Origin of the sequence: Amycolatopsis mediterranei (genome assembly GCF_026017845.1) — a bacterium.
In the GTDB taxonomy this organism is placed as follows: domain Bacteria; phylum Actinomycetota; class Actinomycetes; order Mycobacteriales; family Pseudonocardiaceae; genus Amycolatopsis; species Amycolatopsis mediterranei.
In genome coordinates this window covers 2,162,145-2,188,326 of record NZ_CP100416.1, presented here as the reverse complement: position 1 = coordinate 2,188,326, position 26,182 = coordinate 2,162,145, and the positions used below count along the sequence as shown (strand labels likewise).

The following is a 26,182-nucleotide window of genomic DNA, read 5'->3' as shown; positions in this document are numbered from 1 at the left end:
ACGCAGGCAGTAGTAAGCCTATGTTTAGCAGCGTGGTGCCCCACTTTCGTGTGAAGCAGCAAAAATCAGTGGCATCGTCGGCGGATTTTGGTAAACATAGGTGCATGACCGCTGTAGCCGTCCTGACCGAACCGGCGACCGATGCCGACGAACCCGTGCCGCTGCGGCGGATCGCCGCGCTGTTCCGCCCGCACCGCGGGCCCCTCGGCGCACTGTTCGCGCTGATCGTCGTGCAGGCCGGCCTCGGCGTCGTCTCGCCGTTCCTGCTGCGCGAGATCCTCGACGACGCCCTGCCGCACCGTGACACCCTGCTGATCAGCCTGCTCGCGGCCGGGATGATCGTCTGCGCGGTCGGCAGCGGCGCCCTCGGCGTCGCGACCACGGGGCTGTCGAACACCATCGGGCAACGGGTCATGAACGAGCTGCGCGTCTCGGTCTACGGCCACCTGCAGCGGATGTCGCTCGGCTTCTTCACGCGGACGAAGAGCGGCGAAGTGCTCTCGCGGGTGTTCAACGACATCGGCGGGGTCGACAACGTGATCACCACGACCGCCGGGTCGATGGTGCAGAACGCGACCACGACGATCGCCATCACGGTCGCCCTGGTCCTGCTCGACTGGCAGCTCGCGGCGCTCTCGCTGGTCGTCGTGCCACTGTTCCTGCTGTTCACCCTGCGGCTGGGCAAGAAGCGGCGGAACCTGGCCCGCGGCCGGACCCGCCGGATGGCCCGGCTGACGACGATGGTCGAAGAGTCCCTGTCGGTCACCGGGGTGCTGCTCGCCAAGACGATGGGCAACGAGCGGGCGATGCGCGAGCGCTTCGGGGCGGAGTCGCGGGAGATCGCGTCGCTGGAACGGGCCGCCGCGCTGGCCGGCCGCTGGCAGACGGCGTCGAGGGCGATGAGCCTCACCGTGATCCCGGCGCTGGTCTACTGGATCGCCGGGCTGGCGCTGGCGGGCGGTGCGTCGCCGATTTCGCTCGGCACCGTCGTGGCGTTCACCAGCATGCTCAACCGGCTGGTGGCGCCGGCGAGCGCGATGCAGACGATCGGGCAGAACGTGGCGACGTCGAAGGCGCTGTTCGGCCGCATCTTCGAGGTCCTCGACCTGCCGGTGGAGATCGCGGACAAGCCGGGGGCGCGGGAGCTCCAGGTGCGCCGCGGTGACGTCTCGATGCGCGGCGTGTCGTTCCGCTACGGCGAAGACGGCCCGCCGACGCTGCGGGAGATCGACCTCGACGTGCCGGCCGGGACCACGACGGCCCTGGTCGGCTCGACCGGCTCGGGCAAGACGACGCTCGCCTACCTGGTCGCCCGGCTGTACGAGGTGAGCAGCGGTTCGGTGACGATCGACGGCACCGACATCCGGGACGTCACGCTGGCTTCGCTCGCGGCCGGCGTCGGGCTGGTGTCGCAGGAGACCTACCTCTTCCACGACACCGTGCGGGAGAACCTGCGCTTCGCCAAGCCGGACGCGACGGACGACGAGATCGAGCAAGCGGCGAAGGCCGCGCACATCCACGACACGCTCGCCGGGCTGCCGGAGGGGTACGACACCGTCGTCGGCCAGCGGGGCTACCGGTTCTCCGGCGGGGAAAAGCAGCGGATGGCCATCGCCCGGATCATGCTGCGCAGCCCGCCCGTGCTCATCCTCGACGAGGCGACCAGCGCGCTCGACAACCGCACCGAACGCTCGGTGCAGGCCGAGCTCGACCGGCTCGCCGCGGGCCGCACGACGCTGATGATCGCGCACCGGCTGTCCACTGTGGAGCACGCGGACCAGATCGTGGTGCTGCACGAGGGCCGGATCGCCGAAAGGGGGACGCACGAGGAATTGCTGGCGCGCGACGGGCGCTATGCCCGGCTTGTCCACGGGAGCACCTAATGTGGGGCCATGCAGAGCGAACCGGCCCGGACCCTTGACGAGACCGCCGCGCGGGTCACCGCGGACGCCGAACTCGCCGAGCTGTCCCGGCGGGTGCGCGAAGGCGTCGGGCGGCTGAACTGGCGGATGCGCGCGGAAGCGGACCGGCACATCCCCGGGCCGGCGGTACTCGCGGTGCTGAGCCGGCTCTACCGGGCGGGCACGCAGACGCCGACCGAGCTGGCCGAAGCGGAACGGCTGCAGCCGCAGTCGCTCACCCGCATCTTGGCGTCGCTCGACCTCCGCGGCCACATCGAGCGGAACCCGGATCCCGACGACGGACGCCGGTCGCGGGTCAGCATCACCGACGAAGGCCTGGCCGTCCTCCGCCGGTACAGCGCCCAACGCGAACGCTGGCTGGCCACGGCGCTCGAATCGACGCTGTCGCCGACCGAGCGTCAGCTGCTCCGGCTGGCCGCCGACCTGCTCATCAGGGTCGCGGACGCCTGAAAGCTGCCGTGGAGACCCCTCGATCCCTCCACGGCAGCCTTCGGACACCCCCTTGGTGTCCCGCGCCGCCTCCCCGCGGTGCGGGACGGGTTCCGGAACGGGCTGCTCCTCCTCCGGCCCGCCCCGGAACCCTGGCGCCTGGACGGCTCACCTCCCCAGGGGCCGTCCGGACTTCCCCCCTCGCCAGCGATCCGGTATCCGCTGACAGAAGGAAGTCTGCCGCGCCAGGGGCGGCGGGTTCAGTGTGAGAACCCTCAATTACCCGTGGGTAGTAATACTCAGCCGGACGCCTTCGTGCGTCCACGGCTGCGCGTCGCGGCTCGCTTCGCCGTCGTACGCGCCTTCGCGGCCCTCGAGGCCGCCGCCTTGGCCTTCGTGACGGCCGCGTTGCGCTCGTCCTCCGCTTCGGCGGCGCTCTCCTGCAACGCGGCCAGCAGGCGGGTGACGCCCTCGGCCTGTTCGGCGGCCGTCGGCTGGACGACCTCGGCGCCATCGATCTTCGCCTGGACCAACGCCTGGAAGGCCTCGCGGTAACGGTCGGGGTACCGGCCGGGGTCGAACTCGCCGGTCAGCTCCTCGACCAGGTTCACCGCCCGCCGCAGCTCACCGGGGCGGATGTCGACGTCGGCGTGCTGGAACGGGAAGTCGGGGGTGCGCACCTCGTCCGGCCACCGCATCGTCTCCAGCACGATCACCTGATCGCGCACGCGCAGCGCCCCGAGCGTCTCGCGGCGGCGCAGCGCGACGGTGACCAGCGCGAGCCGGCCCGACTGCTGCAGCGCCTCGCTGAACAGCACGTACGGCTTCGTGCCCGCCGGTTCGGGTTCGAGGTAGTAGCTCTTCGCGAACCACAGCGGATCGACGTCGGGCACCGGCGCGAACCCGCGGATGGCGATCGTGCGGCCCGGCATCGGGAGGGACGCGAGCTCGTGGTCGGACAGCAGGACGACGTCGCCACCGGGGACCGGGTAGCCGCGGATCATCTCCTCGGGCGGCACCTCGGCGCCGTCGACCTCGCACACGCGCTTGACGCGGACGCGGCCGCCGTCGGTTTCGTGCACCTGGTGCAGCGGGATTTCCCGCTCCTCGGTGGCGCTGTACGCCTTCACCGGGATGGCGTAACTGCCGAACCCGATCGTGCCTGTCCACACTGCGCGCATCCGTGCCACCTCCGCAGCTCCAGGCTAGACAGCGGCCCCGGCGGATCGACAGCTACAAACGGGTGTCAGGCGAGACGGATTCGCTCACACATTCGAACGACGGCGTGACCTCGTCGAGCGCCTCCGCCGAGCACCGGGAGGCGATGGCGGCCGCGCGGAGCACCTCGGTGACCACTTCGACGTCCAGCGGCGGCGCCGCGGCGAGGGCGGCCGAACCGCCTTCGACCCGGGCAGCCAGGCCGGCGAGTGCGTGGGAGATGGCTTCCTGGCCGGCGACCAGCTGGGCGACGACGTCGGTGAGCTCGGCCGTCGTGGCGCCCGGGCCACCGCAGCGCAGGCCGGCGGCGAGTTCCTCGGCGCACGAGCGCAGATGAGTGGCGACGACGGTCGGCGGCAGCGTCAGCCGATCCTGCATCGCTCACCCCCTCGGGCCGGTCGAAGCAGCCATAGTGCCACCGCACGCGGCGTCACCGGACGCGACACACCGCCAGTCGCATATTTGACCGAGCGTTCTCGATCCGGTTAGGGTTCGATCATGTCCCGGGTCAAGGAGTTCGACGTCGGCGAAGCCTGCGACGGCGCACTCACGCTCTTCCGGCGCCAGGGGTACGAGGCGACGTCCGTCAGCGATCTCGTCACGCACCTCGGCGTCGCCAAAGCCAGCCTGTACGCCACCTTCGGCACGAAGCACGACCTCTACGTCACGGCGTTGAAGCGCTATGCGGAACGCACCGACGCGCGGGTCATGGCCCAGTTGTCGGAGCCGGGTTCCGGAGTGGCCGCGGTGCGCCGGCTGTTCGACAGCTACACGGCCGAAATTCTCGGCGACGAAACGAGAATGGGCTGCTTCGTCGTCAACGCGGCGATCGAACTGCTCCCCCACGACCCCGAAGTCGCGCGGCTGGTGGAACGCAGCTGGGACACCCTAGAAGTCGCGCTCACCATGGCACTGGAGCGCGCGAAGGCCCAAGACGAACTCCCCGCCGGAAGCGACCCGGCGACGCTGGCGCGCTTCCTGCTCACGGTGCTTCAAGGGCTGCGCGTCCTGGGCAAGGGCACCGATGCCGCGAGCCGGGTGAACGCGGCCGTCTCTCAGGCCATGCGCCTGCTCATTCAAGAATGATTGGACCAGAAAGAAGGCACACGATGGGGGCACGTTTCGCGGGCAAGGTCGTCCTGGTGACGGGCGGCGGCTCGGGCATCGGACGGGCGACGGCCCGGGCCTTCGCGGACGAAGGCGCGACGGTGGTCGTCGCCGGGCGCGACGAGCGGCGGCTGGCGTCCGCGGTGGCGGAGATCGGCGGCGGCGCGAGCGCGGTGACCGTCGACGTGACCGACTCCGCGGACGTGGCGCGGATGGTGGCGACGGTCGTCGCGCGGCACGGCCGGCTGGACGTCGCGTTCAACAACGCGGGCATCCTCGGATCGCCGGCGGCGGCCGCGGACCTCGGCGAGGACGACTTCGGCGCGGTGATGGGCACGAACGTCACCGGGACGTGGCTGTGCCTGAAGCACGAGGTCGCGCACATGCGGGCACACGGCGGCGGCGCGATCGTCAACATGGCGTCGAACATCGGCGCGCACGGCAGGCTGCCGAACATGGCGGCCTACGCGGCCTCGAAGGCCGCGGTGAGCGTGCTGACCCGGACGGCGGCGCGCGACCACATCGCCGACGGCATCCGCATCAACGCCGTCAGCCCGGGCGCGACCGACACGGACATGTCCCGGCGCCCCGGCGAGACGGACGCCGGCCGCGCCGAGCGGCTGAAGAACGCGATTCCGCTGGGCCGGGTGGGTGCCACCGCCGAAGTGGCTGCCGCGGTGTTGTGGCTGGCTTCGGACGAAGCCGCGTTCACCGTGGGGCACGACCTGGTGGTCGACGGCGGCGCGACCGCCTGAGCGGTCCCACCCGGGCCCGCGGATGGGGGGTTGGCCGGCTCCTCCCCCGGCGGGAATTCACGACTCACGGTTGCGCATGGTGACGATTCCTCTCTCGGGCGGGAACGGACTGGGTACACGGCTGGGCTCAGGACTCGCGGTTGCGCACGGCACTTCTCCTTCCGGCACGCGGTCGGCTGGGTGGGCATCGGTTCAGGACTCGCGGTTGCGCACAGCAGCTCTCCCTCCGGGCGCGGGCGAACATCGGGACACGACGGCTCAGGACTCGCGATTGCGCACGACAGCCCTCCTTCCGGACACGGGCGAACAGGGTCACGACGGCTCAGGACTCGCGGTTACGCACGACGCCCTCCTCTCGACACGGGGGTGGCGGACAGCACGGGCTCACGACTCGCGGTTGCGCATGACAGCTCTCCTCTCGGCACGGGCAAACAAGGGACACCGCCACTCAGGACTCGCGGTTGCGCACGACAGCCCTCCTTCCGGACACAGGCGAACAAGGGACACGACAGCTCACGACTCGCGATTACGCACGACAGCCCTCCTCTCGACACGACAAACAGAGGTCACAGCGGCTCAGGACTCGCGATTGCGCACGACAGCCTCCCTCCGGCGGTACGCGCGGACTTCGGGACGGGGAGGCTCAGGACTCGCGGTTGCGCATGACGGCGTCCTCCCTTCACTGGTCCGAACGTGTGGCAATCATCGATCGCGGGCGCCCGGTGTGGTGGGGTGGATGCGGATCGTCGGATCACCCAGGGGAGTTGCACCGCCTTGAGTATGGACGGCGCCCGTCCGGCCCAACCCCGCACGGGACGGATCCGTGGGGCGCTGAACCCTGCTCACTGGATCCTCTGGCAGCAACGCGGGTCGCTGATCTTCTACTGCTTCCTCGTCGAGTCCGTGGCGCTCGCCGTCACCGTGCCTGCCGCCGTCACCATGCCCGCGCGCGGATGGGACCTGGCCGTCTTCGCCGTCCTCGCGAGCCTCGGCGTTCTGCAGGCCGAGCTGGGCCGGAAGATCGAACGCGTCCGGCGGCTGGTGTCCGACACCCCGCACATCAACCTGACGTCGGTCTGGACGTTCGCCGGCGTGCTGCTCCTGCCGCCCGCGCTCGTCACCGCGTTGATCGCCGTCCTCTACCTGCACCTCGCCACGCGCAGCCTCGCGCGGATGAAGCGCGTGCCGCCGTTCCGGATGACGCTGAACGCGACGCTGGTCGTCATCACCTGCTACTCCGCCGAACTCGTCCTGGACCGCCTCGGCGTCCCGGACATGTACACCGCGCTGACCGCGGGCTGGCGCGGCGTCACGGCCATCACGCTGGCCGCGGTGACGTACTTCCTGGTCTCGGCGATCACCATCGTCCCGGCACTGACGATCACCAAACGCACCGTCAAGGCGTTCTTCGGCGGCCTCGGCGACAACCTCCTCGAGGTCGCGACGCTCTGCCTGGGCCTGCTCACGGCGTTGACGCTGGCGACGCTGCCCGCGCTCGCCGTCGCGATCGTGCCGCCGCTGCTGGTGCTGCACCGGGCGGTGCTCATCAAGCAGCTGGAGATCGCCGCGACGACCGACGAGAAGACCGGCCTGTTCAACACGACCGGGTGGCACCTGCTCGCTTCGCGCGAATTGGCCCGGGCCCAGCGCAGCACGCGCAGCACGTTCGGCGTGCTGATGATCGACCTGGACTACTTCAAGCTGATCAACGACGAGCACGGGCACCTCGCGGGCGACACCGTGCTGCGCGCGGTCGCGGCGACGATCAAGAGCGCCGTGCGCGACTACGACTCGGTCGGCCGCTTCGGCGGCGAGGAGTTCGTCGTCCTGCTGCCCGACATCGGACCGGCGGCCGTGCTGGCGGTGGCCGAGCGCATCCGCTCGGCGATCGAGTCCCTGCGGGTCGAGTACGAGGACGGCAGCCGCATCCGCGCGATCGGCGGCCTGTCCGCCTCCATCGGCGTCGCGACCTACCCGGACGGCGGCACGGCCGTCGACCGGCTGCTGCAGGCGGCCGACAAGGCCCTGTACCGGGCCAAGGACGCGGGTCGCAACCAGGTCGTCGAAGGCACGGCGCCCGCCTGATCCCACCGGAGAAACCGTCGCTGACCAGGCGACTTGTCAGATTTGCTCGACTGAGCTAAATTTTGCTCATGCGAGCAAGAACGTTCACCGAGTCCGGCAGGCGCGCGCAGATCGTGCGGGCGGCGATCGCCGTGATCGCCGAAGCCGGGTACCTCAAGGCGTCGTTCAGCCGGATCGCGAAGCACGCGGGCCTGTCGAGCACGGGGATGATCAGCTACCACTTCGCCGGCAAGGACGACCTGCTCGCCGCCTGCGTCACCGAGATCGAAGAGATCACCGGGGCGTTCATGCAGCCGCGCATCGACGCCGCGGTCGGGCACGTCGCCCAGCTGCGCGCCTACGTCGAGGCGAACGTCGACCTCGTCGGCGAGCACCCCGCCGAGGTCCGGGCGCTGATCGACCTCATTAAGAACGCCGGCTCGCGCAGCGACGCCGTCAACGGGCGGCTCGCCCTGTTCGAAGAGCACTTCCGCACCGGGCAGGCGGCCGGCGCCTTCGGCACCTTCGACGCCCGGACCGCGGCGCTGTCCTTCACCTCCGGGCTCGACGCCGTCGTCGCCACCGCGGCGGCGGACGTGCCCGAACCCGCCGAGCTCGCGCGCATCGGCCGCGAGCTCGCCGACCTGTACGTGCGGGCCACCGCACCCGAATCCACGGGGGAATCCGAATGATGATCGAGCAGAAGACCGAACCCGACGCCGGCCTGCGCCGGGTCGTGCGCGCCAACGTGCGGAACGTCGTGTTCGAAGTGATCGTCCCGATGGCGCTGTTCTACGGCCTGCGCGCCGCGGGGGTGAGCCAGTGGTGGGCGCTGATGGCCGGTGTCCTGGTCGCCGCGCCGTACGTGGTGTGGACCGTCGCCCGCAACCGCAAGATCGACCTCGTCGCCCTGGTCACGCTCAGCGTCCTGGTGCTCTCGGTCGTGCTCGGCCTGCTGTCGGACGACCCGCGCACGCTGGTCATCCGCGAAGGCTGGACAGCGGCGCTGGGCGGCCTGTTCGGCGCGTGGATGCTGGTGACGGTCTTCGTCGGCCGCCCGGCGCAGCTGACGCTCGGCCGCACGATCGCCGAGATCAAGCGCGGCGCCGAAGGAGCCGACGCGTGGGCGGGCCGCTGGGACACCGATGCCCGGTTCCGGCGCGGCCTGCGGATCAACACGGCTGCCTGGGGCGCGGTGCTGCTGGGCAGCGCGGTGGTGCACATCGTGCTCGTCTACACGCTGCCGATCGACCTCATCGCGCTGGTCACCAACGTGGCGTGGTTCGGCGCGCTGGCCCTGCTGATCGCCTGGCACGTCTGGTACCTCCGCAAGGAGAACCTCGATGCCTGACGTCCTGGTCGCGGGCGCCGGCCCGACCGGCCTGCTGACCGCGTTCGAGCTGGAACGCGCCGGGGCCGACGTCCTGGTTCTCGAGCGGGACGCCGAGCCCACCACGCAGTCGAAGGCCCTCGGCCTGCAGCCCCGGTCCGTCGAGGTGCTGGCCGACCGCGGGCTGCTCGCCGCGATCGAGCCGCACGTGCGGGCGAAGCTGCCCGCCGGGCACTTCTCCGGCGTCCCGATCGACTACACCGACCTGCCCACGTCCTTCCCGTACCAGCTCGGCGTGGAACAGGCCCACGTCGCGGCGGCGATCGAGGCGCGGCTGCGCACCCCGGTGCTGCGCGACGCGGCCGTCACCGCCGTGGCGCAGGACGACGAGGGCGTGACGGTCACCGCCGGCGGGCGCGAGCACCGGGCCGGCTGGCTGGTCGCCGCCGACGGCGGGCACAGCACGGTCCGGACGCTGCTGGGTGCGGACTTCCCCGGCAGTCCGGCGCGGAGCTCGCTGGTCGTCGCGGACATCACCCTCGCCGTCAAGCCCGCCGGACTCGCGGAGGACTGGCAGCTGCCGTCCTCGGGGTCGGGGTACCTGCTGCCGCTGTCCGAAGGGCGCTATCGCACGGTCGTCTTCGGCGAAGAGCAGCAACGGCTCGAGCGCGACGAACCGGTCACCGCCGGCGAAGTGCAGCGGGCGCTGACCGCCGCGCACGGACCGGAGATCCTGGTGGGCGACGTGCTGTGGGCGTCGCGGTTCGGCGACGCGTCCCGGCAGCTGGAGCGCTACCGCCACGGCCGGGTGCTGTTCGCCGGCGACGCCGCGCACATCCACCTCCCGGTCGGTGGCCAGGGCCTCAACCTGGGCCTGCAGGACGCGGTGAACCTGGGCTGGAAGCTGGCCGCGACGGTCCACGGCACGGCACCGGACGGGCTGCTCGACAGCTACCACGACGAGCGCCACCCGATCGCGGCGCGTGTGCTGGTCAGCACAAGGGCGCAGGCGGTCCTCGGCGTCCCCGACCCGGACGCGGTCGCGGTCCGGGCGGTGGTCACGGAGCTGCTGGCCGTGCCCGAAGCACGCCGGGCGGTCGCCGCGGAGCTGTCGGGCATCGGGGTGACGTACCCGGGGATCACCGGCCGCGCGACCGATGTCCCGGCCAGCCAGGACGGCCGCGCGGTCCTGGTCGGCGCGACCGTGCCGGCGGGGTGGGCCGGGCGGGTCGAGGGCCGCGAGGGGGCGGCACCTCGGCTCGTCCGGCCCGACGGGTACGTCGCGTGGGACGGCGGACCGGGGCTCGACGAGGCACTCCGCCGCTGGCTCGGCACACCCGCCTAGTGTCGTGCGCCCCAATGTGGTTTTCGGAGCGGTCAACGCACCAAAGGCCACATTGGGGCGCATCACTCCCCCGCGGCCGCTAGGAAGCCGCCGCCAGGACGGCCTGCTCGACCTCTCGGCGCCAGCCCGGCTCGATGTGGCCGCTGCGGGGCGTCACCGCGAAGGAGTCCACCACCGCGCCACCCAGCGTCGACGCCTTCGCCCAGCGGACCTCCGCGTCGCACCGGCGCAAGGCGCCCGCCACCCGGAACAGCAGGCCGATGCGGTCGGCCGCGCGCAGCTCCAGGACCACCGTGTCCGGGCCCGTCGTCTCGTCGTCGAACCAGAGCACCTTCGGGGCGACCGGTGGCGGGGGGCCGTAGTCGCGCTCCTTCGCCGCCAGCCGCTGGGTCAGCGGCAACGTGCCCGCGACCGCCCTGGCGAACTGCTCCCGCAGCAGGGTCGCGTCCGGCAACGACCCGAACTTCGGGGACGCCGTGAACACGCCCGCGCGGCCGCCGTCGTGACCGCGCAGGACCGCCGAGTGGACCTCCAGGGAATTCAGCGCCAGCACGCCCGCCGCCGGAGCGAGGAGTTCCGCCCGGGCCGGGACGGCCAGCAGGACCGTGACCACCTTGCCGTGCGAGCTGATCCGGATCTCGCCCGTCCCCGACGCCACGGCCGCCGCGACGAGCTCGCGCTGTTCGTCGTCCATCGGTTCCGGGGCGGTGAACCCCTTGCCGTGCAACACTTCTTCGCAGCCTGCCGCCAGCTGCGCCAGCAGGCGCGCCTTCCAGTCCGTCCAGACTCCCGGCCCGGTGGCCAGCGAGTCGGCCTGCGTCAATGCGTGCAGCAGCTCGACCAGGACGAGGTCGCTGTCCAGGGTCTTGACCACCCGCGCCACCGTGGCCGGTTCGCTGATGTCGCGCCGCGTCGCGGTGTGCGGCAGCAGGAGGTGGTGGCGGACCATCGCCGACACTGTGGCCGCGTCGGCCGGGCTGAGCCCGAGCCGGGCCGCGACCTGGGCGGAGATCTTGGCGCCCAGCTCCGAGTGGTCGGCGTCGCGGCCCTTGCCGATGTCGTGCAGCAGCGCGCCGATCAGCAGCAGGTCGGGGCGCGACACCGTGGTGGTCAGCTTGGCCGCCTCCACGCAGGTGCGCACCAGGTGCCGGTCGACCGTCCACTGGTGCACCGGCGAGCGCGGCGGCAGGTCGCGGACCGCGCCCCACTCCGGGAACAGCCGGGACCACAAACCGGTGCGGTCGAGCGATTCGACCGCGTCGACCAGGCCTTCGCCGGCGCCCAGCAGCTCGACCAGCGCGTTCAGCGCCTCGGCCGGCCACGGGGCACGCAGCTCCGGTGCCGACTCGGCCAGCGCCTTGAGCGTGCCGAGCGCGATCGGCTTGCCCGTCCGCGCCGACGCGGCGGCAACCCGCAGCAGCAACGCCGGGTCCTTCGCCGGGACGGCGTCGCGGGCCAGCGCCACCTCGTTGCCGTGCAGCACCACGTTTTCCGCGAGCGGTGTCCGGGACGGACGCCGTCCGAAGCGCGTCTTCGGCGGCTCCACAGTGGACCGGAGCGCGACGTCGAGTGCGTACGCGATCGTGCGCCCCGCCCCGGAAAGCTTGCGGGCCAGCGTGAACCGGTCGCCGAAGCCGAGTTCGGCGGCGACCAGTTCGGCTTCCGGCGCGGACAGGACGTCCCGTTCACGCCGGATCTCGCGCCGCAGCTCGGTGCGGACGTCGAGCAGGAGCCCCTTCGCTTCCAGGAGTTCCTCGCCCGGACGCGCGGTGAGCTGCGCCGCGGCGAGGGCTTCCAGGACGGCGAAGTCCCGCAGCCCGCCCCGGCCGTGCTTGAGGTCCGGCTCGGCGGACTGCGCGATTTCGCCGCTGCGGGCCCAGCGCTGCCGGACCGACGCGGTCATGTCCGGGATCTGCTTGCGCGCGGTGCGGCGCCACTGGTCCCGCGCCGCGGCCACCAGCCGGCCGCTCAGCTCGGCGTCCCCGGCGAGGTGCCGGGCGTCGAGCAGGCCCATGGCCACGCGCAGGTCCTCCGAAGCGACCTTCAGCGCCTCACCGGGCGTGCGGACCGAGTGGTCCAGCCCGATTTTGGCGTCCCACAAGGGATACCAGAGCGCGTCCGCGATCTCGCCGACGCCGCTGTTGCCGTTGTGCACCAGCAGCAGGTCAAGATCGGAGAACGGCACCAGTTCCCGGCGGCCGAGCCCGCCCACGGCGACCAGCGCGACACCCGGTTCCGCGGTGTCGACGCCGGCCGCCGAGGCTCCCCTGCCCAGCCAGAACTCGTAGAGGTCGACCAGGGCCGCCCGCAGTGCGGACGCCCCCAGCCTCCCGTGCCTGCCCTCGAGCAAACGCTCGGTGGCCTTGACCAGTTCGCCCCCGTCGGCCATCCCAGACGCCTTATAGAGCGTCCGTGCCGCGCTCGCCGGTCCGTACCCGGATGACGGTCTCCACGGGCGTCACCCACACCTTGCCGTCACCGATCTTGCCGGTGTGCGCGGCCGTGGTGATGGCCTCGAGGACCTTCTCCACGTTGGTGTCGTCGGTGACGACCTCGACCTTCAGCTTGGCCACGAAGTCCACCGAGTACTCGGCACCGCGGTAGACCTCGGTGTGGCCCTTCTGCCGGCCGTACCCCTGGACTTCGCTGACCGTCATACCGAGCACGCCCAGCTGTTCCAGCGCGGAGCGGACGTCGTCGAGCGTGAACGGCTTCACAATCGCCGTGATGAGCTTCATGCCTTGCTCTCCTCGAGTTTCGTGGCCGCCGTGGCGGACTTGACCGGGATGGTGTTCGGGTGCCCGAGGCCACCGCCCGTCCCGGTGAAGTCGTAGGCGCTCTCCGCGTGCTGGGCTTCGTCGATGCCGCTGACCTCGTCCTCGGTGCTGACGCGGAAGCCGCCCGCCTTCTTGATCACGAAGCCGATGATGAAGGACAACACGAAGGAGTACGCGAGCACCGCACCGGCGGCCGCGGCCTGTCGACCCAGCTGGGTGAACCCGCCGCCGTAGAACAGGCCGTCCGCACCGAGCGAGTTGACGCTGGTGGTGCCGAAGAAGCCGATCAGCAGCGTGCCGACGATGCCGCCGACCAGGTGGACACCCACGACGTCGAGCGAGTCGTCGAAGCCGAACTTGAACTTGAGCGAGATGGCCAGCGCACAGAGGAGACCGGCGATCAGGCCGATCGCGATGGCCCCGAGCGGGCTCACGAAACCACACGCCGGGGTGATGGCGACCAGGCCGGCAACCGCACCGGAAGCCGCGCCGAGGGTGGTCGGCTTGCCGAACTTGAGCTGCTCCACGATCAGCCAGCCGAGCACCGCGGCGGCGGTGGCGACGGTGGTGTTGGTGAACGCGACCGCGGCGAGGTCGTTGGCGGCCAGCGCCGAACCGGCGTTGAAGCCGTACCAGCCGAACCACAGCAGCGAGGCACCGAGGAGCACGAACGGCACGTTGTGCGGCCGGCCGGTGTCCTTCGGCCAGCCCTTGCGCTTGCCGAGCACGATCGCCAGCGCCAGGCCCGCGGCACCGGCGTTGATGTGGACCGCGGTACCACCGGCGAAGTCGAGTGCCTTGAGGTTGTTCGCGATCCAGCCGCCGACGGCGTTCTCGCCGACGAAGCCGTTGAACGAGAACACCCAGTGCGCGACCGGGAAGTACACGACCGTGACCCAGACGACGACGAACAGCGTCCAGCCCCAGAACTTCGCGCGGTCGGCGATGGCGCCGGAGATCAGCGCGGGGGTGATGATCGCGAACATCAGCTGGAACATCACGAAGGCGAGGATGGGCAGGCCATCCGAGCCGGGCCAGGCCACCGCCGGTGACGTGTCGGTCGCGGCGACCGCAAAGCCGGCGAGCTTCCCGAAGGTGTTTTCGAGGCCGGCGAAGTGGAAGTTACCGACGAAACCTCCGAAGGCGTCGTCGCCGAAGGACATCGAGAAGCCGTACAGGGCCCACAGCACCCCCACGACGGCCAGCGCGATGAAGTTCATCATCAGCATGTTCAGGACGCTCTTCGCGCGGACCATGCCGCCATAGAAGAACGCCAGTCCTGGGGTCATGAGCATGACCAGCGCGGCGCTGGCCAATACCCATGCGGTGTCTCCTGCGTTCAGCACATCGTCCTCCCGTGCCCTGGGTTGGTGCGTTGGCAGTTTTGGCGCGCGGTGTTTCACGGGGCGGCGCGCGAGGTTTCACCCGCGTGAACTGTCCGCGCCCGGTTGTTACGGCCAGGTTTCCCAGGACCCCTCCTCGGGTGTCCGGTTGCGAAACGTCGTGGTCGAATATCCCCATGACACCGGCCGACCGCGGGAATGACCCACTGCCACCCCGGGTCGTCGCGGCACTGCGGTGTTCGGTGTGCGGTGACCCGATCGGCGCAGCGGGACCCACGCTGCGTTGCGGGAACCGCCACTCTTTCGATCTAGCGCGCCAGGGTTACGTGAACCTGTTGCACGCGCGAATCCCGGCCGGGACGGCGGACACCGCACCGATGGTCGCGGCGCGCGCGGACTTCCTCGCGTCGGGCGCCTACGAGCCGCTGGCGGACGAGCTGGCCCGCGTGTGCGCGGACGCCGGCGGCCTGGTGATCGACGCGGGCGCGGGCACGGGGTACTACCTCGCCCGGGTGCTGGAGGCGTCGGAGGCGTTCGGCCTCGCGCTGGACGTCTCGGCGGTCGCGCTGCGGCGGGCGGCGCGGGCCCACCCGCGGCTGGGCGCGGCGGTGTGGAACCTGTGGGAGCCGTGGCCGGTGGGCGACAGGGTGGCGTCTGTCGTGCTGAACGTCTTCGCGCCGCGCAACGGGCCGGAGTTCCACCGCGTGCTGCGGCCCGGCGGCCTGCTGGTCGTCGCGGCCCCGGCCCCGGACCACCTCCGCGAGCTGGGCGACCTGGTGCTGGCCGTCGACGAGCGCAAGGACGAGCGCCTCGACGCCACCCTCGGCGAGTACTTCACGCGCACGGACCGCACGGAGGTCCGGCGCGAAGTGGCGCTGACGCCGCGGCAGGTCCGCCAGGCGGTCGAGATGGGCCCCGCCGCGTTCCACCTGGACCGCGACGGGCGCCGGGAGCGGCTCGACGCGCTTCACGAGCCGCAGACCGTCACGGTGTCGTTCACGGTCTCTACCTACCGGCGACGCTGAGTCTGGAAGGGTGAGGGGGTGAAGCCCGACTGGACCGCCTCCGCGACCCGGCTCGCGGACGCGGAGTGGGTGCGGGCCCGCATCGGCGGCGCGGCGAAGCTGTACGGCTGCGCGCGACCGGAGGTGCTGGGGACGATCTGGTGGTACTCGCTGTCGTCGGTGCTGGTCGGGCCGGCGGTGGAGGGCCTGGTGGCCGGGACGCCGGTCGATCCGTCGCTGGACGCCGTGGAGCTCGACCTCGTCGCCGACGGGCGCTTCCTCGGCGCCCGGTCCACCCGTCCGCTCGACGGCGGCCTCCCCGCACTGGGCGCCGCCCTCACCGGCGCCCTCGGCACCGCGATCGCCACCATCGCCGCCGTCAGCGGGGCGCGCGAGCGCGCGCTCGGGGCGATCGCCACCGACTCGATCGGCAACCGGCTGCTGTGGACGCCGGATCCGGAGCGCGCGATGACTCTCGCCGGACCGCTGGTGGACGCGATCGACCTGAGTCTGCCGAAGCCGCGGTTCGTCCGCGTGGGCCGCACCCCCGCCGTCCGGCGTGCTTCGTGCTGCCTGATCTACGAAGTCGGCAACCCGAAGTGCGTGAGCTGCCCACGTCAGACGCCCGAAGAGCGCGAAGCACGCCTTCGCGCTGCCTTGGGTTAGAGAACCGCCAGCTCCAACCCGGCGAGCCGGTCCGGATCGGCGATGACGTCGATGCCGGTGATGCGGTCATCGTCGACGCGGAACGCCAGGACGACCGCCAGGCGCCCTTCGCGCACCATGAACAACCCGGGGGCGCCGTCGACCAGGGCGAGTTCGCTGGCGCGAGCCCGCTCGGACGCCAGGATCGCGCCGCGGCGCACGCTCTCGACGCCGCGCAGCACGACCGGCGCCGGGGTCGGGCCGGCGAACCGGTCGGCGTGCAGCACGACGTCCGGGTCGAGCAGGGCCAGCAGTGCTTCGAAGTCGCCGCCGCGGGAGGCCGCCAGGAAGGCTTCGACGACCTTGCGCCGCCGGGGCAGGTCCGCGTCCGCCGGGGCGCCGCCCTTCACCCGGCGGCGGGCGCGGCTGGCGAGCTGCCGGGTGGCGGCCGGGGTCTTGCCGATCACCGGCGCGATCTCGTCGAACGGCACCGCGAACATGTCGTGCAGCACGAACGCGACGCGCTCGGCCGGGCCCAGTGCGTCGAGGACCACCAGCAGCGCCCGCCCGACGGTGTCGGCGAGTTCCGCCTCTTGCCCGGGGTCGCGGCGGTCGTCGTCCGGTTCGGGCTGCCCGTCGAGGGGCTCCTCGCGGTGGTTGCGGCGCGTGCGCAGCAGTGACAGGCAGACGCGGGCGACCACGGTCGTCAGCCACGCGGGGATGTTGCCGATCTCGCCGGCGTCGGTGCGGTGGAACCGCAGCCACGTCTCCTGGACGGCGTCGTCGGCTTCGGCCGCCGAGCCCAGCATCCGGTAGGCGACCGCCCGCAGCCGCGGCCGCTCCTGCTCGAACCGCTCGGTCAGCGTGTCCACCGTGTCCCGTTCCTTCCACCGTGCGTCGTAAGCAGTAGACCCCGCGGTGGGGACGGATGTGACCGGAACGGAAGTGATCCCGGTCATTCGGCGGCGGCGTGGCGCAGGGCCTCGGCCAGCAGCGCCGCGGGTTCGGACAGCGGCCCCGGCAGCCGCGCCAGCACGACCCGCCGCCGCTCCGAGGGGCCGCCGCGCACCTCCAGCACCCGCACCCCGGGCGGCACCGCCTCGGCCAGCGACGCGGGCAGCGTCGTCAGCCCGCAGCCGGCGGCGACCAGGCTCAGCTTGGCCAGCCAGTCGCGGGCGGTGTGGGCAATTTCGGGCCGCTCGTCCAGCCCCGGCCACACGCCCATCAGCGTGTCCTCCCCCGCCGACGGCCCGGCGATCCAGCGCTGCCCGCGCAGGTCCGCGACGTCGACCGGGCCGGCGCCGGCCAGCGGGTGGCCCGTCGGCACCGCGAGGCGGAGGGTGCGCTCGGCGAGCGTCTCCCGGTGCAGCGCCGGCGTCTCGGCGTCCGGCGGCCGGAACGGCGGGGCCGAGCCGAGCACGGCCAGGTCGACCGTGCCCGCGCGCAACGCCCGGACGAGGACCGGCGTCGTGCCCTCGCGGGTGAGCACGGTGACGGCCGGGTGCGTGCGCCGCAGTTCGGCGACGGCACGCGGCACCAGCACCGCGCCCGCGCTGGGGAACCAGCCCAGGCGGACCGTGCCGGCGTCGGCGGGCAGCCCGGCCAGCTCGCGCCCGGCCGCGTCGATCTCGTCGAGCACCGCGATCGCCCGGCGCAGCACGACGGTCCCGGCGGTGGTGAGGCGGACGCCGCCGGGCCGCCGCTCCAGCACCGGCGTCCGTGCCACCCGTTCGAGTGAGGCGATCTGCCGCGACACCGCGGACTGCGTGTAGCCGAGCGCCGCCGCGGCCGCCGTGAGCGTGCCGCGCTCGGCGACCTCGCGGAACACGCGCAGGGCCACCAGGGAGACGTCACCGAAGTCCATGACGTTCACGCATACCAGGGTTGCCGGATTCTCGCTTTTCGCATGAGCCTGGCCGTCCTAACGTGGCGGTATGACACGCACCGCCGTGGTGACCGGGGCCAACCAGGGCCTCGGCTTCGCCCTCGTCCGCGGGCTCGCCGCCCGCCTCGCTCCCGAAGACCTCGTCCTGCTGACCGGCCGCGACGCCGGGCGGGTGGCCTCGGCTGCCGCTGCCGTCGCCGCCGATCCGGCGACGCGCAGCCGGGTCGAAGGCCGCGTCCTCGACGTCTCCGACGCGGACGCCGTCGCCCGCTTCGCCGAGCCGGTCGACATCGTGATTTCGAACGCCGTCGGCCCGCTCGACCCCGCCCGCCCGCAGGCCGAGCAGGCCGACGTGTTCCTCGGCGTCGCGAACGGCGGCACCCACGCGGTGCTGCGCTCGTTCGGGCCGGTCCTGCGCCCGGGCGGGCGGCTGCTCGTCGTGGCCAGCTCGCTGGGCACCTTGGGCCACCTGCCCGAGCCGCTGCGGCCGCGCTTCGACGGCGTCTCCCTGGACGAGGTGGAGGAGGCGGTCGAGGACTGGCGCGCGGCGATCCACGACGGCACGGCCGCCGAGTCGGGCTGGCCGGAGTGGATCAACGTGCCGTCCAAGGTGGCGCAGGTCGCGGCGGTCCGCGCGGTGGCAGCTCGGCGGAGGGACGCCGACCTCGCGGACGGCACCCTGGTGGCGGCGGTCTGCCCGGGCCTGGTGGACACGCGGGCGTCCCGGCCGTGGTTCAGCGACTTCAGCCAGGCCCAGACCCCGGACGAGGCGGCACGGGCGGTGCTGGACCTGGTGTTCGGCGACGTCGACCCGGCAACCCACGGCGAGCTGATCCGGTTCGGGCGGGTGCTGCCGTGGCGCAGTGGCAGCCCGCGCCGGCACGAGGACCTGATCGGCTAGAGGTGGACCGCCCCGATCGACCGCTCAGAGCACGCAGAACTCGTTGCCCTCCGGATCCGCCATCACGAAGTGATCGGGACGGCCGTCGAGCTCGTTCTCGCGCAGGACGGTCGCGCCGGCGGCGGTCAGCCGGGCGACCGCCTCCACGACCCGCTCCCAGCGCGTCTCCCACGGCACCTCGCGCCCGCCGCCGGCCTGGACGTCCAGGTGGAGGCGGTTCTTCGCGACCTTCGCCTCGGGCACCTTGAGGAAGCTCAGGCTCGGCAGGACGCCTTCGGGATCGGTGAGGTACGCGCCGTCGTCCCACTCCGCCTCGGGCACGCCATGCTGGGTGAACCACGCTTCCCAGCTCGCGAACCCCGCCGGGGGCGGGCGTTCGATGTAGCCGAGGGCCACCGACCAGAACCTCGCGACCGCCCGGGGTTCCGCGCAGTCGATCGTCACGCTCCAGCGCACCGTCACGGGGTGGAGCGTAGCCGCGCCCACGGCCTGAGAGCGCGTGTCATCCGGGGGATGATGCGGTTACCGTGAACCACGATGAGTGAACGCAGCTGGGGCTTCCGCACCCGCGCCCTGCACGCGGGTGGCACGCCCGATCCCGCGACCGGCGCGCGGGCCGTGCCGATCTACCAGACCACGAGCTTCGTCTTCGAGGACGCCGCCGACGCCGCGAACCTCTTCGCGCTGCAGAAGTACGGCAACATCTACAGCCGGATCGGGAATCCGACCGTGGCCGCCTTCGAGGAGCGGATCGCCAGCCTCGAAGGGGCCATCGGCGGCGTCGCCACCGCCAGCGGGCAGGCCGCGGAGTTCCTCACCTTCAGCGCGCTCACCGAGGCCGGCGACCACATCGTGTCCGCGAGCGGGCTGTACGGCGGCACCGTCACCCAGCTCACCGGCACGCTCCGGCGCTTCGGCGTCGAAACGACCTTCGTCAGCGGCGGCATCGACGACTACGCCGCTGCCATCACCGACCGGACGCGGCTGCTCTACACCGAAGTGATCGGCAACCCCGGCGGTGGCATCGCCGACCTCGCCGCGCTGGCCGACCTCGCGCACGCCCACGACGTCCCGCTCGTGGTGGACGCGACCCTCGCCACGCCGTACCTGTGCCGCCCGATCGAGCACGGCGCCGACATCGTGCTGCACTCGGCGACGAAGTTCCTCGGCGGCCACGGGACCACGCTCGGCGGGATCGTCGTCGAGTCCGGGAAGTTCGACTGGGGCAACGGGAAGTTCCCGCGGATGACCGAGACCGTCGACAGCTACGGCGGCCTGAAGTACTGGGAGAACTTCGGCGAGTACGCGTTCTGCACCCGGCTGCGCGCCGAGCAGCTGCGGGACATCGGCGCGGTCCTCTCGCCGCACTCGGCTTTCCTGCTGCTGCAAGGGGTCGAGACGCTCCCCCAGCGGATGGACGCGCACGTGGCGAACGCCCGCCTGGTCGCCGAGCACCTCGAGGCCGACCCGCGCGTGGCCTGGGTGTCCTACGCCGGGCTGCCGTCGCACCCGCACCACGAGCTGGCCCGGCGGTACCTGCCGGCCGGGCCGGGCGCGGTGTTCTCCTTCGGCATCGACGGCGGCCGCGCGGCCGGCGAGAAGTTCGTCGAATCGGTGGAGTTGCTGTCACACCTGGCGAACGTCGGCGACGCGCGGACGCTCGTCATCCACCCGGCGTCGACCACGCACGCCCAGCTGTCGGAGGAGCAGCTCGCGGCCGCGGGCGTCGGCCCCGACCTGATCCGGCTGTCGGTCGGCCTCGAAGACGTCGAGGACATCCTCTGGGACCTCGACCAGGCACTGGGCAAGGCGGTGGCCGGATGACCCACGACGCCGGAGCGGTCGAGCGGCGCGCGATCCTCACCCGGACGAAGTCGGTGACGCTGCTCGGCGCGTCGGCCAACCCGGCGCGGCCCAGCTACTTCGTGGCGACGTACCTGCTCTCCTCGACGCGCTACGAGGTCAACTTCGTCAACCCGCGGCTGGACACGCTGTTCGGGAAGCCGGTGTACGCCTCGCTCAAGGACGTCCCGGGTGGCCCGGACCTGGTCAGCGTGTTCCGCAAGCACGACGACCTGCCCCAGGTCGCCGACGAGGTCATCGACGCCGGCGCGCGGACGCTGTGGCTGCAGCTCGGGTTGTGGCACGAGCCGGTGGCCGGCCGGGCGCGCGAAGCCGGGCTGGACGTGGTGATGAACCGGTGCGTGAAGATCGAGCACGCCCGCTTCGCGGGTGGCCTGCACTTGGCCGGGTTCAACACGGGCGTGATCAGCTCCCGGCGGCAGTCGGCGCCGTAGAGACGCGTGTCAGGCCGTCGACCGTGACCGCCGTTCCGGCGCGCTCCAGGCGTTCGAGGCGGGCGGCAGGTGCTGCTCGAACCCGGGCAGCACGCGACCGTCCGAGCAGGCCGTGAGAGGCTGGCGGCATGGCCAAACCGACCCCGCTCCAGTTCCGCAACCTCCTCGTCGCCCTCGTGGCGGCGGCGGGCTTCGTCTGGAGCATCGTGACGGGCCTGCCGTGGTGGGTCAGCACGATCGTGGGCTGCGCGTGCGTCCTGTCACTGGCCTCGGCCTACCTCAACCGCCCGGGTGCGAACGGCTAACGCGTCTTCGCGTACCTCGCCTTGAGGTTCGTGCGGCCCGCTTCGGTGAGGCGGCCGAAGAGCCGCAAGCGCGCCAGGCCGCCGTCCGGGTAGATGTCCACCCTGGCCTCTGTCACCTCGGGGCCGTCCGGCAGCGCGAACCGGTGACGGGTGTCCGGCTGCAGGCGGGTCTTCGGCAGCAGCTCGACCCACTCGCCGTAGGTGTCGCGGCCGCTGAGCGACGCCCAGCCCGGCGCGTTGCCCTTCAGGTTGCTCGTGTCCAGCTCCGCGAAGCGGACGATTCCGGCGCCGGCCAGCCGCAGCGTCACCCAGTCGTTGCCGGAGTCGCGGCGGCGGGCCGTCTCCCAGCCCTCCGCCTGGTGGGCGGCCAGACCCGGCGAGAGGATGTTGTTCGGCGACGAATAGAACCGGTTGCTGCAGCCCGTGACGAGTGCGCCGTTCTCCAGCGCCGCCAGGTCGAGCGCGTCCAGGTCGAGCATCGCCGGGTCCGGGATCGGCGCGCCGTGCACGCGCAGGCGCGCCACGCCGCCGTCCGGGTGCTGCGTCAGCCGCACGTGCGTGTAGCGCCGCGAACCGTTGACCGCGTAGAAGTTCTCCGTGTCCCCGGCCGCCGGGGCGCGGTCGATCAGGGGGTCCCAATCGGCCGTCGCCACCTCCGCCGCCGACGGGTAGCCCGGGAGCGACGTCGCCTCGACCGAGACGAACGGCGGGTAGTTGCCCTTGAAGAACGCCGTGTCGACGATGACGCCGGTGATCGTGCCGGCCAAGCCGAGCCGCACGATGGCCTGGTCGTCGCCCGGTTCGCGGTGGCGGCGGGTCTCCCAGCCGTCGTAAACCTGGCCCTTCGGCCCGAACGTCTCCACGCGGTGCGCCGGCACCCACGGGTTGACGAGGTTCTCCTTCTCGGCGAACAGCTCGTCGGTGGCCCACATCACCGTCCCGCCGAAGCGGCGGGAGGCGAGGTCGGGCAGTTCTGTCCACTCCGGACGGTCGGACACCACGGCCTCCATTTCAGCAGTTGCCCCGGGTCAGCAGCGCGCCGCGCGGCTCGTCACCGGTGATTTCGGCGCCCCGCAGCCAGGTCGAGCGCACGACCCCGGCGAGCGGCCGCCGGTCGTAGGCGCTGACCGGGTTGCGGTGCTTCAGTTTCGCGACGTCGACCACGAACGCCTCCTCCGGCGCGAACACGCAGAAGTCGGCGTCGTACCCCACCGCCAGGTGGCCCTTGCGGCGCATCCCGGCCTGCGCGGCCGGGCGCTCGGCCATCCAGCGCACGACGTCGGTGAGCGCGAACCCGCGCTGCCGCGCCTGCGTCCAGATCGCCGGGAGCCCCAGCTGCAGGCTGGAAATCCCGCCCCACGCCTCGCCGAAGTCGCCGCTGTCGAAGCGCTTCAGCTCCGGCGTGCACGGCGAGTGGTCGCTGACGATCGTGTCGATGACGCCGTCGGCGAGCCCCTGCCAGAGCAGCTCGCGGTTGGCCGCCTCGCGGATCGGCGGGCAGCACTTGAACTGCGTCGCGCCGTCGCGGATCTCCTCGGCGACGAAGCTGAGGTAGTGCGGGCACGTCTCCGCCGTCAGCGCCACACCGTCGCGGCGCGCCGCGACGATCAGCGGCAGCGCGTCCGAAGAGGACAGGTGGAGGATGTGCGCCCGCGCGGAGTTGCGCCGGGCCGCCTCGATGACCTGCGAGATCGCCAGGTTCTCGGCCGTGCGCGGCCGCGAGTGCAGAAAGTCGACATAGCGACCTCCGTGGGGTTCGGGTGCCTCGTCGATCTCGTGCGCGTCCTCGGCGTGGACGATCATGAGCGCGTCGAAGGAACTCAGCTCCCGCAACGCTTCGTCGAGCCCGGCCGGATCCAGCGGCGGGAACTCGTCGACGCCGGAGTGCAGCAGGAAGCACTTGAAGCCGAACACACCGGCCTCGTGCAGGCCGCGCAATTCCCCGGCGTTGCCCGGGATCGCGCCGCCCCAGAAGCCGACGTCGACGTGCACCCGGCCGGTCGCCGCCTTGCGCTTGACCTCCAGGGCCGCGACGTCGACGGTCGGCGGCAGGCTGTTGAGCGGCATGTCCACGATCGTGGTGACCCCGCCCGCCGCGGCCGCGCGGGTCGCCGTCTCGAAGCCCTCCCACTCGGCCCGGCCCGGATCGTTGACGTGGACGTGCGTGTCGACCAGCCCCGGCAGCAGCACGACGTCGTCGTCGAGCTCGAGGACGCGATCGCCGGCCAGCGCCGCGCCGCCGGGTTCGACCGCGACGATCCGGCCGCCGTCGATGCCGACGGTCGCCGGGACCTCGCCCTCGGCCGTCACGGCCCGGGCGGCACGCACCACAAGATCCATCCGAAAGCCCTTCTGTGGGAGGATGACCACCGCCGATTTCACAGAACGGAAAGACGGTTTCGCACAACGACAGTAACCACGGCGCGCGCCGCTCGTCAACGACGGACGTAGCACGGTGCCAATTCGGCCGAAAGCAGGCGGAAACGGTCCGAGGCGAACCCGCCCACCGGCACCCGTTCCGCCGTGACTGCCGGTCGAATTGGCACCATTGACACAGTACGGTCATCCTTGTGCGGCTTGAGGCGGAGTTCACCAGCGAACCGTTCCACGGCGAAGGTTCGCCGCCCGAGCACGCCGTCGCCGCCCGCGACGCCGCCGCGGAAGCCGGGCTGGACACCGATTTCGGGCCGCTCGGCACGCTCGCCCGCGGCGAGGCGAAGGAGCTGCTCGAAGCCCTCCCGGCGATCGCGAAGGCCGCCCTGGAAGGCGGCGCAACCCGCGTCACGCTGCAGCTGCGGCGGGCCGACGACCCCGGCAGCGCACCGGTCGTCGAGCTGAACGACGCGCTGGCCCGGCTCATCGCCGACGTCGAGCGCGAACTGGGCGCCAAGCTGGGCGACCTCGACCGGGCGGGCAAGCAGCGGGCGGTGCGGCTGCTGCGCGAACGCGGCGCGTTCGGCCTGCGGAAATCGGTCTCGTCGGTGGCCGACGCGCTGGGCGTCACGCGGTTCACCGTCTACAACTACCTCAACCGGGAAGCGGACTGACCAGCGCATTCAACAAAATGTTGACGGAACTCCGGCGCCGACGTACGGTCAGCGGGACGCCACCCACGAGGAGTTCCGCGTGCTGCTCACCGAGTTCAACACCACCGACGTCCGGCCGCTGCTGACGGCGTGCCTCGCCGTCCCGCGCTGGGTCGACGCCGTGCTCGCCGGGCGTCCGTACGCCGACGTCGAGGCACTGAAAGCCGCCGCCGACCTGCCGCTGAGCAGCGACGAGATCCGGCAGGCGATGGCCGCCCACCCGCGGATCGGCGAAAAACCCGCGGAGGGCTGGGCCCGGTCGGAACAGTCCGGTGTGGACAACCCGGACGCGTTCGCCGCCGCGAACGCCGAGTACGAAGCCAAGTTCGGGCACGTCTACCTGGTCTGCGCGAGCGGCCGCAGCGGTGAAGAACTGCTGGAGATCCTGCGTGAGCGATTGGCCAACGACCCGGCGACCGAACTCGCGGTCGCCGGCCGTGAGCTGCTGAAGATCGCCGAACTCCGGCTCGCGAAAGCGGTGACCGCGTGAGTCTCGTGACCACCCACGTCCTCGACACGGCGGCCGGGCGCCCCGCGACCGGGATCGCCGTCCGGTTCGAGACCGCCGGCGGGAAGCCGATCGCCGAGGGCCGCACCGACGACGACGGCCGCATCCGCGACCTCGGCCCGGAAACCCTGGAGCCGGGCGGCTACCGGCTGGTCTTCGACACCGGCGCCTACCTGGGCCCGGACGCGTTCTTCCCGGAGGTCGCGCTGACCTTCCGGATTTCCGACGGCACCGCGCACCACCACGTGCCGCTCCTGCTCAGCCCGTTCGCCTATTCGACCTACCGAGGGAGCTGACCGTGGCCATCACCCTGGGCCCCAACCAGTACGGCAAGGCGGAGGTCCGCCTGGTGACGGTGCGCCGCGACGGGCCGGTGCACCACCTGAAGGACCTGACGGTGTCGACGTCGCTGCGCGGCGAGCTGGCCGCGACGCACCTGACCGGCGACAACGCCGGGGTGCTGGCGACCGACACGCAGAAGAACACGGTGTACGCCTTCGCGAAGGAGGCGCCGGTCGGTGAGATCGAGGACTTCGGCCTGCGCCTGGCCCGGCACTTCGTCGGCACGCAGGAGAACATCACGGGCGCGCGCATCAAGATCGACGAGCACGGCTGGGACCGGATCGCCGTCGGCGCCGAGCCGCACGACCACGCGTTCAGCCGATCCGGCGACGAGCGCCGCACGACGGCGGTGACGGTGCAGGACGGCCGCGCGTGGATCGTGTCCGGCATCGACGGCCTGACGCTGCTGAAGTCCACGGGTTCGGAGTTCCACGGCTTCCCCCGCGACGAGTACACGACCCTGGCGGAGACGGGCGACCGGATCCTGGCGACGGCCGTCACGGCGAAGTGGCGTTATCAGGGCGAGGACATCGACTGGGCTTCGAGTCACCGCGAGATCCGGCGGGTGATGCTCGAGACGTTCGCGACGAAGCACAGCCTTTCGCTGCAGCAGACGCTGTACGCGATGGGTTCGGCGGTGCTGGAGGCGCGGCCGGAGGTGGCCGAGGTGCGGTTGTCGCTGCCGAACAAGCACCACTTCCTGGTGGACTTGAGCCCGTTCGGGCTGAAGAACGACAACGAGGTGTTCTATGCGGCGGACCGGCCGTACGGGCTGATCGAGGGCACCATCCTGCGCGACGACGCCGAGGACGCGGGGCCGGCCTGGGACCTCCACTGACCGTCCCCCACCCTCTCCGGCACGGCTCCGGCAAAGTCTTTGTGCTGGTCAGGTGGGTATTCCGAGCAGGGTGAGGGCTCG

The 26,182-nt window shown here is 72.0% G+C and carries 28 protein-coding genes; 18 read left to right on the top strand and 10 right to left on the bottom strand.

Annotated elements, in window-relative coordinates; translation table 11 throughout:
• Positions 1-104 precede the first annotated feature (104 nt).
• Positions 105-1,883, top strand: a complete 1,779-nt coding sequence (locus ISP_RS10420; protein ID WP_013223844.1) for an ABC transporter ATP-binding protein — start codon at positions 105-107, stop codon at positions 1,881-1,883.
• A 9-nt stretch (positions 1,884-1,892) separates the two neighbouring features.
• Entirely contained in the window at positions 1,893-2,372 is a 480-nt protein-coding gene (locus ISP_RS10415) for a MarR family winged helix-turn-helix transcriptional regulator (protein ID WP_013223843.1), read from the top strand.
• 278 nt (positions 2,373-2,650) lie between these two features.
• Here the strand turns inward: ISP_RS10415 and ku are convergent, their stop codons facing one another.
• Both ku and ISP_RS10405 read right to left on the bottom strand, forming a co-directional pair.
• A complete protein-coding gene (gene ku / locus ISP_RS10410; RefSeq protein ID WP_034286213.1) occupies positions 2,651-3,532 on the bottom strand; it encodes a non-homologous end joining protein Ku in 882 nt (293 codons plus the stop codon).
• A gap of 52 nt (positions 3,533-3,584) precedes the next feature.
• Positions 3,585-3,947 carry a hypothetical protein gene (locus ISP_RS10405; RefSeq protein ID WP_013223841.1) on the bottom strand — a complete coding sequence of 121 codons (363 nt, stop codon included), beginning with the start codon at positions 3,945-3,947 and terminating at the stop codon, positions 3,585-3,587.
• Between the two features lie 120 nt (positions 3,948-4,067).
• Between ISP_RS10405 and ISP_RS10400 the strand changes: the two genes are divergently transcribed.
• From ISP_RS10400 to ISP_RS10375, 6 genes are all read left to right on the top strand, one after another.
• On the top strand, positions 4,068-4,655 hold the full coding sequence (locus ISP_RS10400; RefSeq protein ID WP_013223840.1) for a TetR/AcrR family transcriptional regulator: 588 nt from the start codon (positions 4,068-4,070) through the stop codon (positions 4,653-4,655).
• Between the two features lie 23 nt (positions 4,656-4,678).
• Positions 4,679-5,431 carry a glucose 1-dehydrogenase gene (locus ISP_RS10395; protein WP_013223839.1) on the top strand — a complete coding sequence of 251 codons (753 nt, stop codon included), beginning with the start codon at positions 4,679-4,681 and terminating at the stop codon, positions 5,429-5,431.
• Positions 5,432-6,211: 780 nt separating this feature from the next.
• Complete coding sequence (locus tag ISP_RS10390) at positions 6,212-7,516, top strand: GGDEF domain-containing protein (protein WP_013223838.1); 1,305 nt, start codon at positions 6,212-6,214, stop codon at positions 7,514-7,516.
• 68 nt (positions 7,517-7,584) lie between these two features.
• Positions 7,585-8,187, top strand: coding sequence for a TetR/AcrR family transcriptional regulator (locus tag ISP_RS10385; RefSeq protein WP_176742119.1), 603 nt, complete (start codon positions 7,585-7,587; stop codon positions 8,185-8,187).
• Positions 8,184-8,846, top strand: a complete 663-nt coding sequence (locus tag ISP_RS10380) for a VC0807 family protein (RefSeq protein ID WP_013223836.1) — start codon at positions 8,184-8,186, stop codon at positions 8,844-8,846. Before ISP_RS10385 ends, ISP_RS10380 begins: the two co-directional genes overlap by 4 nt.
• Positions 8,839-10,170, top strand: coding sequence for an FAD-dependent oxidoreductase (locus ISP_RS10375; RefSeq protein ID WP_013223835.1), 1,332 nt, complete (start codon positions 8,839-8,841; stop codon positions 10,168-10,170). The genes ISP_RS10380 and ISP_RS10375 overlap by 8 nt, the downstream gene beginning before the upstream one ends.
• A gap of 79 nt (positions 10,171-10,249) precedes the next feature.
• Here the strand turns inward: ISP_RS10375 and ISP_RS10370 are convergent, their stop codons facing one another.
• The 3 genes from ISP_RS10370 to ISP_RS10360 are packed head-to-tail and all read right to left on the bottom strand — an operon-like array spanning position 10,250 to position 14,293.
• Complete coding sequence (locus ISP_RS10370; RefSeq protein WP_013223834.1) at positions 10,250-12,559, bottom strand: [protein-PII] uridylyltransferase; 2,310 nt, start codon at positions 12,557-12,559, stop codon at positions 10,250-10,252.
• Between the two features lie 10 nt (positions 12,560-12,569).
• Positions 12,570-12,908 (bottom strand): P-II family nitrogen regulator, encoded by a 339-nt coding sequence (locus tag ISP_RS10365; RefSeq protein WP_013223833.1) that lies wholly within the window; start codon positions 12,906-12,908, stop codon positions 12,570-12,572.
• Entirely contained in the window at positions 12,905-14,293 is a 1,389-nt protein-coding gene (locus tag ISP_RS10360; RefSeq protein ID WP_071831524.1) for an ammonium transporter, read from the bottom strand. The genes ISP_RS10365 and ISP_RS10360 overlap by 4 nt, the downstream gene beginning before the upstream one ends.
• 173 nt (positions 14,294-14,466) lie before the next feature.
• Between ISP_RS10360 and ISP_RS10355 the strand changes: the two genes are divergently transcribed.
• Together ISP_RS10355 and ISP_RS10350 are read left to right on the top strand one after the other, a co-directional pair.
• Positions 14,467-15,315 carry a putative RNA methyltransferase gene (locus ISP_RS10355; RefSeq protein ID WP_063606956.1) on the top strand — a complete coding sequence of 283 codons (849 nt, stop codon included), beginning with the start codon at positions 14,467-14,469 and terminating at the stop codon, positions 15,313-15,315.
• Between the two features lie 18 nt (positions 15,316-15,333).
• Positions 15,334-15,960 carry a (2Fe-2S)-binding protein gene (locus tag ISP_RS10350; RefSeq protein ID WP_013223830.1) on the top strand — a complete coding sequence of 209 codons (627 nt, stop codon included), beginning with the start codon at positions 15,334-15,336 and terminating at the stop codon, positions 15,958-15,960.
• On the opposite strand, the gene ISP_RS10345 is transcribed toward ISP_RS10350, so the two are convergent.
• Together ISP_RS10345 and ISP_RS10340 are read right to left on the bottom strand one after the other, a co-directional pair.
• Positions 15,957-16,811 (bottom strand): sigma-70 family RNA polymerase sigma factor, encoded by an 855-nt coding sequence (locus tag ISP_RS10345; RefSeq protein ID WP_013223829.1) that lies wholly within the window; start codon positions 16,809-16,811, stop codon positions 15,957-15,959. The two genes, ISP_RS10350 and ISP_RS10345, sit on opposite strands and share 4 nt — an antisense overlap.
• 83 nt (positions 16,812-16,894) lie before the next feature.
• Positions 16,895-17,803 carry a LysR family transcriptional regulator gene (locus tag ISP_RS10340; RefSeq protein WP_014466733.1) on the bottom strand — a complete coding sequence of 303 codons (909 nt, stop codon included), beginning with the start codon at positions 17,801-17,803 and terminating at the stop codon, positions 16,895-16,897.
• Between the two features lie 70 nt (positions 17,804-17,873).
• Here ISP_RS10340 and ISP_RS10335 point away from each other — a divergent pair, with 70 nt between their 5' ends.
• On the top strand, positions 17,874-18,725 hold the full coding sequence (locus ISP_RS10335) for an SDR family NAD(P)-dependent oxidoreductase (RefSeq protein WP_013223827.1): 852 nt from the start codon (positions 17,874-17,876) through the stop codon (positions 18,723-18,725).
• Between the two features lie 24 nt (positions 18,726-18,749).
• On the opposite strand, the gene ISP_RS10330 is transcribed toward ISP_RS10335, so the two are convergent.
• Positions 18,750-19,187, bottom strand: coding sequence for a VOC family protein (locus ISP_RS10330; protein WP_014466732.1), 438 nt, complete (start codon positions 19,185-19,187; stop codon positions 18,750-18,752).
• 75 nt (positions 19,188-19,262) lie between these two features.
• Between ISP_RS10330 and ISP_RS10325 the strand changes: the two genes are divergently transcribed.
• The 3 genes from ISP_RS10325 to ISP_RS10315 all read left to right on the top strand — a co-directional run bounded on the left by ISP_RS10325 (position 19,263) and on the right by ISP_RS10315 (position 21,327).
• Entirely contained in the window at positions 19,263-20,549 is a 1,287-nt protein-coding gene (locus tag ISP_RS10325) for an O-acetylhomoserine aminocarboxypropyltransferase/cysteine synthase family protein (protein ID WP_013223825.1), read from the top strand.
• Positions 20,546-21,022 (top strand): CoA-binding protein, encoded by a 477-nt coding sequence (locus ISP_RS10320; protein ID WP_013223824.1) that lies wholly within the window; start codon positions 20,546-20,548, stop codon positions 21,020-21,022. The genes ISP_RS10325 and ISP_RS10320 overlap by 4 nt, the downstream gene beginning before the upstream one ends.
• 128 nt (positions 21,023-21,150) lie before the next feature.
• Positions 21,151-21,327: a hypothetical protein gene (locus tag ISP_RS10315; protein WP_014466731.1), complete on the top strand. Its 177-nt coding sequence runs from the start codon at positions 21,151-21,153 to the stop codon at positions 21,325-21,327.
• Here ISP_RS10315 and alc read toward each other — a convergent pair.
• Positions 21,324-22,337 carry an allantoicase gene (gene alc / locus ISP_RS10310; RefSeq protein WP_013223823.1) on the bottom strand — a complete coding sequence of 338 codons (1,014 nt, stop codon included), beginning with the start codon at positions 22,335-22,337 and terminating at the stop codon, positions 21,324-21,326. The two genes, ISP_RS10315 and alc, sit on opposite strands and share 4 nt — an antisense overlap.
• A gap of 1 nt (position 22,338) precedes the next feature.
• A complete protein-coding gene (allB, locus tag ISP_RS10305; RefSeq protein ID WP_013223822.1) occupies positions 22,339-23,667 on the bottom strand; it encodes an allantoinase AllB in 1,329 nt (442 codons plus the stop codon).
• 230 nt (positions 23,668-23,897) lie between these two features.
• Between allB and ISP_RS10300 the strand changes: the two genes are divergently transcribed.
• The 4 genes from ISP_RS10300 to pucL all read left to right on the top strand — a co-directional run bounded on the left by ISP_RS10300 (position 23,898) and on the right by pucL (position 26,101).
• Positions 23,898-24,374 (top strand): helix-turn-helix domain-containing protein, encoded by a 477-nt coding sequence (locus tag ISP_RS10300; RefSeq protein WP_013223821.1) that lies wholly within the window; start codon positions 23,898-23,900, stop codon positions 24,372-24,374.
• Positions 24,375-24,453: 79 nt separating this feature from the next.
• Positions 24,454-24,903 carry a 2-oxo-4-hydroxy-4-carboxy-5-ureidoimidazoline decarboxylase gene (gene uraD, locus ISP_RS10295; protein WP_013223820.1) on the top strand — a complete coding sequence of 150 codons (450 nt, stop codon included), beginning with the start codon at positions 24,454-24,456 and terminating at the stop codon, positions 24,901-24,903.
• Positions 24,900-25,217, top strand: coding sequence for a hydroxyisourate hydrolase (uraH, locus tag ISP_RS10290; RefSeq protein ID WP_013223819.1), 318 nt, complete (start codon positions 24,900-24,902; stop codon positions 25,215-25,217). The genes uraD and uraH overlap by 4 nt, the downstream gene beginning before the upstream one ends.
• 2 nt (positions 25,218-25,219) lie before the next feature.
• Positions 25,220-26,101, top strand: coding sequence for a factor-independent urate hydroxylase (pucL, locus tag ISP_RS10285; RefSeq protein WP_013223818.1), 882 nt, complete (start codon positions 25,220-25,222; stop codon positions 26,099-26,101).
• Positions 26,102-26,182: the final 81 nt, after the last annotated feature.